This is a genomic window from Desmonostoc vinosum, from assembly GCF_059505385.1.
Genome location: NZ_JCACKM010000033.1, coordinates 1 through 13,815 on the forward strand (window position 1 = coordinate 1; position 13,815 = coordinate 13,815).

Genomic DNA, 13,815 nt, shown 5'->3' on the forward strand with positions numbered 1-13,815 from the left:
GTCTCCCTATCTCCGCGTCAGCCAAATCATAAGTCTTTAAACGGACATGATATGAGATCTTTTAGCAGCTACTGACGAAAATAACCTCTCAGTGAGAGGTTATTTTTATCAGATTATTTTGATGTTAAGCGTTCCCTTTCATTAGATAACAGCAGATGGTTGTTTTTGAAAGAAGGCTTGCAATACTCTCTCTGCTATTTGATGGCTAGTTAAAGCTAAGTCTGCTTTAGATTCATCGGGTGTGGCATGGTCTACCAACACATCTGGTACACCAATACGCTTGATGGGCACGACAACATCGGCATCTAACAAGGCTTCTGCTACTGCCGAACCGAAGCCACCCATCACACAACCTTCTTCTAGGGTGATGACGCGTCCGATTTTCTTAGCCAAAGGCAAAATCAACTCAGTATCTAAGGGCTTAGCAAAACGGGCATTGATGAAAGTTGCTTCAATGCCGTGTTCGCTGAGGATTTCAGCGGCTTGCATCCCCGGATAGACCATTGTGCCATAGCCGACGATTAACACATCATCGCCTGTACGGAGAATTTCTCCTTTACCGATTTCCAAAGGTTCCCAACCTTCTTCCATTAAAGGAACACCGTAACCATTGCCACGAGGATAGCGCATAGCAATGGGGCCACTGGTATGGTTAACACCAGTTACTATCATGCGTTGGAGTTCGGCTTCGTCTTTGGGTGCCATCAGTACCATGTTGGGAATGCAACGCAAATAGGCGATGTCATACATACCTTGATGGGTAGGCCCATCAGACCCAACAATTCCTGCTCTGTCTAAGCAGAAGAACACTGGCAGGTTTTGAATGCAAACATCGTGAATTATTTGGTCGTAGGCGCGTTGCAAGAAGGTAGAGTAAATAGCGGCGATGGGGCGCATACCTTCAGTCGCCAGCCCCGCTGCTAAAGTGACGGCGTGTTGTTCAGCAATACCCACATCTATATATTGATTGGGTAGTTTTGCTTGGAGTTTATCTAAGCCTGTCCCAGTTGCCATTGCCGCAGTAATCCCAATGATTTTGGGATTTTGTTCAGCTAGTTTCACCAAGGTATGAGCAAAAACTTTAGCGTAAGCTGGGGGCTTGGGTTTGCTAGAAGGGATAGCTTTGCCGGTTACTAGGTTGAAGGGGGTTTGGGCATGATAGCCTACTTGGTCTTGTTCGGCAATTTCATAGCCTTTGCCCTTCACAGTTGCCACATGTACTAACACTGGTCCCTGTATCTGATGTGCCTGTTGGAAGGTGGCAATCAATTCCTCTAGATTATGCCCATCTACTGGCCCCATGTAGGTAAAGCCGAGTTCTTCAAAAACTGCACCTACCTTGGGGACAGCTAAGCGCTTCATCCCTTCTTTGATGCGCCCTAGTTCGGGAGACAAGGATTCACCAACAAAGGGAATTTGCTTGAATTGTTCCTCAAAATTGTCTTTGATAAATTGCACTGGGGGACTCAAGCGCATTTTATTGAGATAGCGAGGAATTGCACCCACGTTAGGAGAGATGGACATTTCGTTGTCGTTCAGCACAACTAGTAGGTTAGTTTTTGGCAAGTGTCCCGCGTGGTTGATGGCTTCCAACGCCATACCCCCAGTCAGGGCACCATCGCCAATAACGGCAACGGCTTTAAATTTTTCTCCTTTCATGTCTCGTGCTACAGCCATACCCAATGCTGCTGAAATACTAGTAGAAGCATGTCCAGCACCAAAGTGGTCAAACTTGTTTTCACAGCGTTTGAGATAACCGGCAATTCCGTTTTTTTGCCTGAGGGTGTCAAAGTTACTGTAGCGTCCTGTAAGGAGTTTATGGGGATAAGCTTGGTGTCCTACATCCCAAATTACTTTATCCCGATCTAAGTCTAGTGTCTGGTAAAGTCCTAGAGTTAATTCTACAACACCCAACCCTGGCCCCAAGTGTCCCCCAGTTGCTGCTACGGTTTGCAGATGTTTGTCTCGAATCTGACGAGCAATTTGTTGCAGTTGCCGAATAGACAAACCGTGCAACTGATTGGGATGGGTAATTTCGCTCAGATGCATACTATGGTGTTTTCCTCTCTATTCTCTAGTTTCGGTATTTTGATTTTCCCACGGTCGGGTTGCCCACAAAATCTGACTATTGCTAAGTTGGTTGTAGCCGAAAGTATAGCTTTGTAACAACTACTTCGTAATTAGTAAGTTTTCGAGTGTTACTTGTTACATTAACCTCCATAATTTCCTTTGTCACCTCATTTCTACTTATACGGTACACGTACAAGTAATCGAATCACTCAAAAGTCCTTGTAAACCTCACCCTAAGCTGTTGGGCATCCCTTTTTTAACTTCCCAGAAGGAAATATTTGAGCGTAGCGAAAAGCGAGGGTAAAGTTTTGAGCAAGACATGTGTATACCGTAGATCTATTTTCTACTTAGGGAGATTGTGGACTATCAGGAATAATGGGCACTTCTGGTGTTTCTGGTTGTTTTTGTTGTCTTTGTAAATATTTACTCAATACATAGGCCATATCTCCACGCGTCGCCGGTCGTAGGGGGGAGATATTGCCTTGGGTGTCTGTGTTGATAAATCCTTCGGAAACTACTGTAGCGATCGCTTTTCTGGCCCATACTGGGATTGATGCTTGATCTGGTTTGGATGCTAAAATTTCATTCACAGCATCATCAGAAAATTGAAATACGCCATAAGCTTGGGCGAAAATCGCAAAAGCTTCTGCTCTTGTGACTCTTTGGTTAGGGAAAAATGACTTACCGCGATAACCCTTCATAATATCAGTTTTTAAGACTATCTGAATATCATTAAATGCCCAATGGGAAGTAGGCACATCGGGAATGACTAAATTTTCTTTGCTGGCGGCTTGTCTTTTATCCAGTCGAAAGACTTTCACCATAATCGCGGCTAATTCTGCTCGACTCAGCAATCTTTCTGCATAAAAATTGCCATCGGCAAAGTTTGTCATCCATTTGGCAGTAATTACTTGTTGAATTGAATCAGATGGCATCCCAGAATTGGTTTGGGGAACTTGAGCCTGAACAATTACTGGTAAGTTTTGGAGTAGTGCTACTAACGAAAGAGTAATTGAAAATTGACGCATCACAAGAACACTTTTTGCTGCTGTACGAATAAATTTGTTAAGTTTTGGCGTTGTCTGCCCACTACTATTGACTATAGTCAGTTTTTCAGGAGTTTTTGGGAATGACAGCAGCAGCAGACCCCGTAAAGTTGATGAAGCAAGAAGTTGGCAAAGCCGCTGCCGCTTTGGTAAAATCAGGTTCGATTGTAGGATTGGGTACAGGGTCAACCACAGCGTACACAATTCAGTTTTTGGGCGATCGCCTCAAGTCTGGCGAACTTCAAGATATTGTGGGTATTCCTACCTCGTTTCAGTCAGAAGTGTTGGCAAAACAGTATGGTGTGCCTCTTACCACCTTAGATGCGATTAACCACATCGATATTGCCATTGATGGTGCAGATGAAGTTGATCCCCAGAAGAATTTGATTAAAGGCGGTGGTGCAGCCCATACCCGTGAAAAAGTCGTAGACTACTTAGCAAATCAGTTTATTGTCGTGGTAGATAGTGGTAAGTTAGTAGACCGCTTAGGTTCAAGCTTTCCTGTACCAGTAGAAGTCATCCCCATGGCAATTACTCCCGTCACCGATGCTATTAAAAAACTCGGTGGTCAGCCTGAACTCCGTATGGGCGTAAAAAAAGCTGGCCCAGTAATCACCGACCAAGGTAACTTTGTTTTGGATGTCAGATTTGACTCGATTGATGACCCGGTTAACCTCGAAAAAATACTGAATAATATTCCCGGCGTTCTGGAAAATGGAATCTTCGTCAATTGTGCGGATGTAGTTTTAGTTGGCGAAGTCAAAGATGGTCAGCCATTGGTCAGGCAACTTTAAAATTCCTCGTCCCCTTGTGGACGAGGAATTTGGTAATTGGTAATGGGTAATAGGCCTATTACCAATTACCCCCTGGTGACTTGGCGCTAAATCCCCATTACAAAACTTAATTACGAATTACGCCTAATGTGAATTAAAAACTTTAATTTTGTAGGGTGCGACTAGGCTAAAATGATGTAATAAGTTTTCTTGTGGGATGGGCCGTAAAGCCATTGGTGTCAACTGAAGCTAGAAATATCTTCGGTATTGGCTTCCTCACCCGCCAAGAAATAAATTTCTTGGCTAATAGCTCAAGTCTACTGAAGTAGACTCAAAATCTTGGGGGATATTCAGTCATCTTGAGATGACTTTTGCTATTAGCAAGGAACTTCAGTTTCTTGCGGGACATCGGTTCTACGTTAACTTGACAACAATCGCCACGGACGGGCGAGACGCGCATCCCACAAGAGTTCTTTTTAATGCAATATTTTAGTCTTGACACACTACTACTACCAAATGGTACTTAACCTAGATTTAGAGTGAGGGTATTGACAAAATCATCATTCGTTTTAATATCTAATTTACATTAGACGTGAATTACGAATTACGAACTTGTACTGAGCGAAGTCGAAGTATTACGAATTACGAATTATTTAATACTTTGTGCCTCCAAACTTGTCTGCAAACCCAATAAAGAACGTCCGTTATGAGGATTCTTTGCTAAATCGGCACGAAAGACTTTTTCCGCTTCTGCATAGTCGCCCTTAGCCAAAAGTACACCACCCAATAATTCCCGTGTAGGCAAGTACCAATCTGGTAGTTCTACGTAATCGAGCGCATCTTCTGCTACTGTTGCAGTTTTGAGTAATTGAATGGCAGATTCATAATCTTTCTTGGCTTGGGCAATTTTAGCATCTAGAACTTTTGTAGCAATGTCTAAAATGCGACTGGCAGGACTAAAACCAATGGTTGCTTCTAGAGGAATTGTCTGTGAAGCGGTTAGCAATGCCTGACTCTCGCTTGTGGCTGCTGCTATTTTTCCTGTGGCAGCGTTTGCCATACCGCGAACAAAATGCCAAACTGCTGAGGTTGTAGGTAGTTGTGCGTCAGGTGTCGGAGTTTTCAAGATGGCGTCCCAGTCATGAAAGCGTAATTGAATCAGCATTTTACTGCCTAAGAATCCTTCTAGGAATGGTACATGAGGGTCGATCGCGATCGCATTTTTCACTAATTTATCCGCAGCTTTGAGGGCGTCTTGATATCTCCCCGCCATGCTGCTAGCCACCATCAGGAAATGCACGTTATGGTTATAGTACATTTGCGGATAGATGCCATGAGGATGGTATTCTTTGATATATTTGTCGTCTATAGCGATCGCTTGTTGATTTGACCGCATTGCTTTGAGATAATCCCCCACACGAAAATAAATATGGGAAGGCATATGTACCAAGTGCCCTGCCGCTGGGGCTAGAGTTTCCAGTCGCCTAGCGCTTTCGAGGGCGAGTGCTGGCGAAAGTGATGCCTCTACTGCATGGATGTAGTAATGATTAGCACCTATATGTTTCGGGTTACGTTTGAGTACCGATTCTAAAATACTGACAATCTCTTCAGTATCTGGCTGTGGCTTACCATCTTTTGTCCAGTGTTGCCAAGGATGCAAATCCATCAAACTTTCAGCATAAAGTGTTGCAGCATCTAAATCATCTGGATAACGCTTGACTAACTCTGCCATGGCGTTTTTATAATCCACTGCTAGTTTATATAAATCGATATTGGGATTGTTGGTGTATCTTTTTGCTAAGGCGGCGATGTAGCCTTTTTCTGGAATTGGTGCTTGAGTGGAGAGTACCAAAGCTTGTTGTATTGCTTGATAAGCAGCTTGCTCGCGATCGGGGTCAATGTTCAAGTTAATATTAGGCCCAAGAGCTAAAGCAATACCCCAGTAAGCCATGGCTAATTGCGGATCTAATTCCGCAGCATGTTGAAAAGAATGTGCAGCCTCATCATGATTGAAAGCGTAAATCAAACTTAATCCTTGGTCAAAAAACTTTTGCGCTTGGGGATTATTTGTGGAAACTTGATGATGCAACATACCAAGTCCAGATATTAGCGGATAGGGCTGTTTTGCTTGAGCGATCGCTTCACTAGGAGTGATAAATAATAGTATCATTATGCAAATGAGAAATAAGTACTTCATGGTTAATACTCCATTTCTGCCAGTACTATTCTTTTTATGATCTGGATGCAGAGTTTATTGATAATTTTTATGTATAAGGGAAAAGATGTATGAGGAGTAGCCAAATATTTTTTTATTTACTTTACTAGTTTGAGGCACTCGCCGATGAGTACAGAAGCCCCACCCTCTAGCTTTGCTAGGGTGGGGTAGTTCACATAATTAGTCTGAATCTGCCAAAATTTCTAGTAGCTGTGCCTCACTTAACTGCATAATTCCTAAAGCTTGTGCTTTCTCTAATTTTGAACCTGCATCTTCTCCAACAACGAGATAATCTGTTTTTTTACTAACAGAATCAGTTACCTTTCCCCCAGCTTTCTGAATTAAAGCTTTTGCTTCATCTCGTTTTAAAGTTGGCAATGTCCCTGTAATGACAAAGGTCTTACCAGCAAACTTTTGATTGCCATCATTAAGTATTGTTTCTTCTGTGCTAGCTAACTGTAACTCTGCTGTTTTTAGGCGAGAAATTAAAGTTTGATTGGCATCAATTTGAAACCATTGATATACAGATTGGGCAATTTCCGCACCAATGCCGTAAATTCCGGCGATGTCTGATTGCTTGGCTGTAGCAAGCTCTTCTACTGTGGAATATTTCTCGGTTAATAGTTGAGCATTTACACTACCAACGTGACGAATGCCTAAACCATATAGTACTCTTGACCAAGATTGATTTTTTGATTGAGCGATCGCATCAATTAATTTCTCTGCCGATTTGTTCCCCATTCTTTCTAATGCAGATAATTTATCTGCTGTCAAGTCATATAAATCGGCAACGGAATGCACCAAACCCTTATCCACAAGTTGATGCACTAATTTTTCTCCCATGCCTTTGATATCTAAGGCATCACGGCCTACCCAATGTTCAATCGCGCCTTTGAGAATCGCTGCACAGGAAGCATTGACGCATCGAGTTACTGCCTCACCTGATTCTCGCACCACTGGTTGGCCGCAGACTGGGCAATGAGTAGGCATGATGAAAGGTGCGGTGTCAGCGGGACGGAGTTCTTTGAGGACTCTCACCACTTCGGGAATAATTTCCCCGGCTTTACGGACGATGACAGTATCACCAATACGGATGTCTAATTGAGCAATGCGATCGCTATTGTGTAATGTAGCGCGAGAAACTGTCGTCCCCGCTAATTGTACTGGGCGCATTTCTGCTAATGGCGTTAAAGCCCCTGTCCTACCGACATTCACAGCAATATTCTCGACACGGGTAGGCGCTTCTTCGGCTGGATACTTCAACGCTATTGCCCACCGGGGGAATTTTTGCGTAAACCCCAACTGTTCTTGCAGCTTGAAAGAATTCAGCTTTACTACCACCCCATCAGTCATGTAGGGTAAATTCAGCCTTTGGGTATCCCAGTAGTTGTAATATTCTCCTACTTCTGCTATTGAAGCACATAACTTGTGGTTAGGATTTACCCGAAAACCCATTTTTTCCAACAATTCCAGTGCTTCCCACTGGGTATTAGCAATACTGGTATCATCCCAACCGGGAATATGCAGTGTATAGGCAAAAAAATCTAACCGTCGTCTAGCTACAATCCGGGAATCTAATTGTCTGAGTGTACCTGCTGCGGCATTGCGGGGATTAGCAAATAACTGCTCACCTGCTTTTTGTCTCTCTTCGTTAATTTGTTTAAATACTTCCAACGGCAAAAACGCCTCACCACGCACTTCTACCTTTTCTGGTAAAGACGCTGCTTGTAAAGTCTGCAAAGTCAAGCGCAACGGAATTGAGCGAATTGTTCGCACATTTTGAGTGATATCTTCACCCATCACCCCATCGCCCCTAGTAGCACCTCTAACTAGAATGCCATTCTCATAAGTTAAAGCTATGGCAGAACCATCTATTTTGAGTTCAGAGACATATTCTACCCCATCAGCAAGGGAAGAATTAGCAGCAGGTAATTGTCGCCGCCAACGTTGATCCCACCCTTGCAATTCATCAATATTAAATGCATTTTCCAAACTGTATAGGGGGATATTATGCCGTACTGATGTGAACTGTGTAGCTGGTTTCTCACCCACCCGCCGAGTAGGACTATCAACAGTTACTAACTCTGGATACTGAGTTTCTAAATCTTGTAACTCTCGATACAACTGGTCATAAACTGTATCCTCCATGATTGGCGCATCTAAGACATAATACGCATAGCTTGCTTGTTGTAACAACTGGCGTAGTTCTTCTGTGCGCTTAACTTCTAACTTCATCTGTATCATTAGATTTATTTGAAAATGGAAATTGGGAACTTGTACTGAGCGAAGTCGAAGTATGGGGACTGGGGACTGGAGAATTGGGAATGGGGACGCTTACGAAATTTTCTCCCTCATCTCCCTCACCTCCCTCACCTCCCTCACAAGTGTAGTTTTTTCAGATTCAATACGCAGTCCCTGTTCCCTTCTTCAATAATTACCGATCCCAATCTTCGACTTCATATAAAAATCGGGTTTTGCCAATCAGTTTGCGATTAGCAGAGGTACTTTGAACAAATACAACATACTTTTCTAGGTTACTCGGTTTAATCCGAATTGTTGCATCCATCGGTAGACCTAACATTTCTCGTGCCGCGCTACCTTCAAATAAATCACCAGTTGCCCTATCCATCAGGATAATTTCTTTTTGAGCTTGGATAGTTTCGGTTTTAGTAAATTCATAAAACCCCCGTCCAACTTTGAAACTCAAAGCATTTTCTAAAACAAATGCTTTAATTGAAATATCTTGATCAACTTCTAAAATTTGAAAGCGCCCTGGAGAAACTGCCCGCAAATCTGTCGATTCATAATAAGATTTTCCTTCTCGTTTCATCATGGTGTTAAATATTTTATTCAACCCACGACTCATACGTCCCTGATCAATTATTTCTTGTTCATAAGCTTGCAGTTGTTCGTTAGAAGATTGCTGATAACAAACTGCTAAAAACAAGTCAGTAATATAAGCAAATTGGTCTAAGTTGATATGAAATCCACCAGATTTTTCTGCAAGTTCTTGATAAAAAGGAGTGGCATGGGGGCGATTGAGTGCCTGAACTCCATAAACTGTAATTTCTGCATCAGTTAATTTATCTAACTCTTTACGCCAATTGAGCTTTTTAGGATTGTGCGCTGGTGGATGGGGGATATCATCACCGATTAAAACCAGCGATTTTGATGCAGATTTTGACCAAGACAGAGATTGAGATTCATGTAATACTAATTCGTAGCATTCCGGTGCATCGCCGCCACCAGTAGGTTCTACATTTTGGACAAAATCACAAATGGCGTCAACATCACCAGATAAGTTAAATGTCTTTGTGACATAAGTTGAGCCTTCATCGCAGTAGTCACCATGAGCAATAATTCCAATTTTGATCAAGGGGATTTCATCTATTAATCTGGTGACAGTGTTTTTGATTTTACGCCGTACCTGAGTCAGGCAAGGATACATACTTCCTGTGGTATCAAAGCTGAAAACAATCTCGATGTTATTGCTGGACATAAGCCTGATATAATTAAAAGATGCATTTGATACTTCTATTTTAACTTTGAGATGAGCAGTGTCAAAGAGTAATACGAATGGCTAAAAGATGACAGTGACATCTCCAATTGTGATTGCTCACAGAGGTGCTAGCGGCTACCGTCCTGAACACACTTTAGCTGCATATGAACTTGCGATCGCTTTAGGTGCTGATTATATTGAACCAGATCTAGTCACCACCAAAGACGGGATATTAATCGCGCGTCATGAGAATGAAATTTCTCAAACCACTGATGTTGCCAGCCATGCAGAATTTGCTCACCGCCAAACTACTAAGATAATTGATGGAGAAATCAAAACTGGCTGGTTTACAGAAGACTTTACTCTAGCAGAAATCAAAACTATTAAAGCTCAAGAACGCATTCCTCAATTGCGTCCACAAAATATTATTTATGATGGATTATTTGAAATTCCTACGCTGCAAGAAATCATTGATTTAGTTAAGTCTAAAAGTGCAGAGATTGGGCGAATAATTGGTATTTATCCAGAAACTAAACATCAGACTTATTTTCAGAGTATTGGTTTATCCTTAGAAGCACCTCTGTTAGCAACTTTGCACGCCAACGGTTATCAAGGAACTAATGCACCCGTATTTATTCAATCGTTTGAAGTGAGTAATTTACAGGCTTTATCTACAACAACTGATTTACCTTTAGTACAATTACTTAATATTAGTGGCAAACCTTACGATTTTACAGTCAGTGGTGATGTTCGCACCTATGCAGATTTAGTAACTGTATCAGAATTAAAAGAAATTGCTCGATATGCTCAAGCAATTGGTATCAATAAAAATTTGATTGTTCCTCAAGACAATATTGGTAAATTACTATCACCAACATCCTTAGTTACTGATGCACATGCAGCTGGTTTATTAGTTCATGCTTGGACATTCCGCAATGAAGACTATTTTTTACCACGAGATTTTTTAGGAAATCCTCAAGGAGAGTATGAACTATTTTTTGGTTTGGGTATTGATGGCGTATTTAGTGATTTTGTAGATATTGCTGTAACTATGCGCGATCGCACTAGCTAATTTACCCAAATACTACAAAATTTTCAGGAAAGCTGCAATTACCCAAGTTCTGAAGCTGAGGTTATATATCTCAAGTTAAAGCTTAGCTGAAAACGTTTCTCCCTAAAGGGCAATGAATACAGTTGATTGAGGTGGCTAAATTGGGAGGGTCAATCAATAGAAACTTGACTAACTGATTTAGTTACAAGGAGTATTACTATGGCAAATACAAGCAAGCGTGGCTTTGCTTCAATGGATGAAGACAAGCAGCGCGAAATTGCCAGCAAAGGTGGACATGCTGCCCATGAAAAAGGTACTGCTCATGAGTTTACATCTGAAGAAGCTCGTGAAGCCGGACGTAAAGGTGGTGAAACCGTAAGTCAGAATAGAGAACACATGGCAGAAATCGGACGTGAGGGTGGCAAACACTCTCACTCCGGTGGCCGCAACCAAGAGAATAATGAGACTGATAACGAAGAAAATCAAACAAAAGGAACTCAAGGTGGTACAAGAGAACAACATGCCGAAGCAGGACGGCAGAGCCATAAAAATAGATAAAAACTAGAGATTTTACACTGTGTCAGAACCCGATTTTTTTAATCGGGGTTCTAAAAATTGAGGTTTATTACCAAAACAGGGAGTAGGGAGTAGGGAGTAGGGATACAAAAACATTAAAAACTGTCTTTTGTGGGTCATTACTGTTAGGAAAAGATTTGTGCCGAGATTGCTTGCAACGAGGCACAATGCGTCCTTACTTCAATCCCACGCCTTAAGGCGTGGGTTCCCTACTCCCTACTCCCACATCGCCACTCCCTCTGAAATCAAAATTTGCCGAATTAAAATTGCTAGCAAGAGCGTCTTTGACAGGAGAAGCCAATTCCCAATTCCCTTTTACTTTCTGCCAGCTAATCGATCCAAGAAAGAGACTTTTACAGCCAGGTTGATAATATCTTGATGAGATCGCGGGTTTTTAAGTTCAGCATTGTTAAGAGCAACAATATAAGGCTGACCATTAATGACGCCAATAATTGGGCCACCAGAAGAACCACCAGCAGTATCGCAATCATGCAGCAGCACTTCTTGCTCCTCCCGAACAATGCTACACCCAGCCTGATAACCGGCAGTCCATCCAGGGCCAGCAGTCAGAAACTCATAACCTTTTTTATTAGGATCGGGAAAATCGCCAGAGTAACCGACAAAGAACAATTTTTCTTTGTTCTTAATCAAAGTCGAGGAAGGTATAGATTTCCATCCTAAATAACCATACTTGCGACCTAGTGGCTTATTAATTTTCAAAAGTGCCCAATCATTGACTTGATCAGTGATACCGCCACTCTTGAAGTCTGTACCATAAATTACTTGTTCTACTAAGGCTACATCTCTTTTATTTTGGACATTGCCATTGATGACATTTGGTAAAAATAGAATTTCCTTACTTAATTGATGGGTTTGGGGGTCAATGACGCAGTGGGCATTTGTCAAAATTATGTTGTCAGCGATTAAGGTACCTGTGCAATGGTAACTTTTAGCATTCGTTGTTGTGCCTTGCACACGACCGATAGCCGACCAAGGATATTCTCGGCTGAGCATGGGAAGGCGATCGTCTATACCATCGGGGATTCCTCTAACATCACCAGTAGGTTTTTCAGACTGATTCAATCCCGAAGGTTTGAAAGGTTTACCAACTTCTGATAGTTGTAACTGGCCTGCCTCTTGGAATTTGGTGAATTTAGGTGGCGTAGTTGGTTGTGGTGCTTTTTGCGCTTGTACAGATACCCAACTACCTAAAATCAAAGTACTCAGAATTCCAGCACTAAAGAGAGCCAAAGGTTGTTTGTAGACAGGCTTTTTAGTCATTGAGATCACTCCGGGGTTAAAAAGTAAAAATTGTTGAATGACTCTACAAAGGGGGATGATAAATTATTCGATTGTCTTCAGGGATATTGCTGAAAATTTATTGTTATTTTATTAAGTTATTCAGATAAATCCGTTTATGTTGCTGTTTTTGCAACAACTAAAGATGAGAGGCATTAGAGCTGATTCGTAAACAAAAGCTTAAGATACCATTCGTTTTATCATTAAACGAATTAATGAACCATAAATCATAGCTTCACTTAACTCTGTATATAATTCATAATCCTTACTCAAACGCCGAAATCGATTGAGCCAGCCGAATGTACGTTCTACAATCCATCGTTTCGGCAGTCGCTCAAATGTTTTCGAGTTCCTTTGAATCACCTCGACTCGAACCTGTTGTCCACAAACTTGTTTAACGGCTTGAGCAAAGTTATCGCCCGAATAGCCCTGATCTACCCAAACAACTTCTAATTTGGACAATTCCTCAATAGCTTCGTCTAGGACAATTACAGCTCCTAAACGCTCCGAGGCATTGGCTTCGGTCACTAAAACACCGATCAACAAACCTTGAGAATCTACAACTATATGGCGCTTACGCCCTTTAACCTTTTTACCACCATCAAAACCGTAGACCTCCCACGCCAGTTGCTTCAAGTCGGCGAAGCCGCCCAACGCACTGGCTCCTTTTTTTCCGTGGTCTTCACCGACTGAGAGTCTGCGATCGCCACAGTAGAGTGTTCATCTCGCCCTAAATCTTGTCGCAGTTGATGACGTACTTGGTCGTGAACTTTCTGCCAGATGCCTTTGCGTTGCCATTTTTGAAAGTATCCGTACACTGTTGTGTACGGTGGAAGGTCATGAGGTAACATTTTCCATTGACATCCAGTTCGTTGTACGTAGAAAATCGCATTGAGAATTTCTCGTAAATCTACTTCTATAGGATGCCCAAATCCTTTGGGTTTTGGTAGAAGAGGCTTGAGGATTAACCATTCGGCATCGCTTAAATCACTTGGATAGGGCTTGCGGTGCAGATTTTCAATCGCTGGTAGACGGCTCATCGACAAGAACATAAGTGTTATTGATTTAGCCTATAGCCTGAGTAAACTGAGGCTCTGTTCTCTTCAGATTTTCTTTACGAATCAGCTCTAAAAAATTTGATAATTATTTTCAAACAATATCAGTAATTGATCTATCGTTAAGCTGATAAAAGAATCTGACTTGATTCATGAAATTATTTACGTGGGCAGGGAGTAGGAAAGTCAGAAATCATATCATGTCCGTTTAAAGACTTATGATTGGGCTGA

9 protein-coding genes and 1 pseudogene are annotated in these 13,815 nt (G+C 41.9%); 3 read left to right on the top strand and 7 right to left on the bottom strand.

Going from position 1 to position 13,815, the window contains the following annotated elements:
- Positions 1–141 precede the first annotated feature (141 nt).
- Positions 142–2,049 (bottom strand): 1-deoxy-D-xylulose-5-phosphate synthase, encoded by a 1,908-nt coding sequence (gene dxs / locus AC5JMF_RS04885; protein WP_495794602.1) that lies wholly within the window; start codon positions 2,047–2,049, stop codon positions 142–144.
- Between the two features lie 368 nt (positions 2,050–2,417).
- Complete coding sequence (locus AC5JMF_RS04890) at positions 2,418–3,098, bottom strand: S-layer homology domain-containing protein (RefSeq protein WP_495794603.1); 681 nt, start codon at positions 3,096–3,098, stop codon at positions 2,418–2,420.
- A 101-nt stretch (positions 3,099–3,199) separates the two neighbouring features.
- Between AC5JMF_RS04890 and rpiA the strand changes: the two genes are divergently transcribed.
- On the top strand, positions 3,200–3,910 hold the full coding sequence (gene rpiA, locus AC5JMF_RS04895) for a ribose-5-phosphate isomerase RpiA (RefSeq protein WP_495794604.1): 711 nt from the start codon (positions 3,200–3,202) through the stop codon (positions 3,908–3,910).
- A gap of 628 nt (positions 3,911–4,538) precedes the next feature.
- On the opposite strand, the gene AC5JMF_RS04900 is transcribed toward rpiA, so the two are convergent.
- From AC5JMF_RS04900 to AC5JMF_RS04910, 3 genes are all read right to left on the bottom strand, one after another.
- Entirely contained in the window at positions 4,539–6,059 is a 1,521-nt protein-coding gene (locus AC5JMF_RS04900) for a tetratricopeptide repeat protein (RefSeq protein ID WP_495794605.1), read from the bottom strand.
- Positions 6,060–6,284: 225 nt separating this feature from the next.
- Positions 6,285–8,348: an NAD-dependent DNA ligase LigA gene (gene ligA / locus AC5JMF_RS04905; RefSeq protein ID WP_495794606.1), complete on the bottom strand. Its 2,064-nt coding sequence runs from the start codon at positions 8,346–8,348 to the stop codon at positions 6,285–6,287.
- A gap of 190 nt (positions 8,349–8,538) precedes the next feature.
- Positions 8,539–9,603 (bottom strand): vWA domain-containing protein, encoded by a 1,065-nt coding sequence (locus AC5JMF_RS04910; protein WP_495794607.1) that lies wholly within the window; start codon positions 9,601–9,603, stop codon positions 8,539–8,541.
- 88 nt (positions 9,604–9,691) lie between these two features.
- On the opposite strand from AC5JMF_RS04910, the gene AC5JMF_RS04915 reads away from it, so the two are divergent.
- Both AC5JMF_RS04915 and AC5JMF_RS04920 read left to right on the top strand, forming a co-directional pair.
- Complete coding sequence (locus AC5JMF_RS04915) at positions 9,692–10,675, top strand: glycerophosphodiester phosphodiesterase (RefSeq protein WP_495794608.1); 984 nt, start codon at positions 9,692–9,694, stop codon at positions 10,673–10,675.
- Positions 10,676–10,873: 198 nt separating this feature from the next.
- Complete coding sequence (locus AC5JMF_RS04920; protein WP_495794609.1) at positions 10,874–11,212, top strand: KGG domain-containing protein; 339 nt, start codon at positions 10,874–10,876, stop codon at positions 11,210–11,212.
- Between the two features lie 333 nt (positions 11,213–11,545).
- Here AC5JMF_RS04920 and AC5JMF_RS04925 read toward each other — a convergent pair whose 3' ends face one another.
- Both AC5JMF_RS04925 and AC5JMF_RS04930 read right to left on the bottom strand, forming a co-directional pair.
- A complete protein-coding gene (locus tag AC5JMF_RS04925) occupies positions 11,546–12,511 on the bottom strand; it encodes a trypsin-like serine peptidase (protein ID WP_495794610.1) in 966 nt (321 codons plus the stop codon).
- 198 nt (positions 12,512–12,709) lie between these two features.
- Positions 12,710–13,569: pseudogene (locus AC5JMF_RS04930) on the bottom strand (IS5 family transposase).
- Positions 13,570–13,815 lie beyond the last annotated feature (246 nt).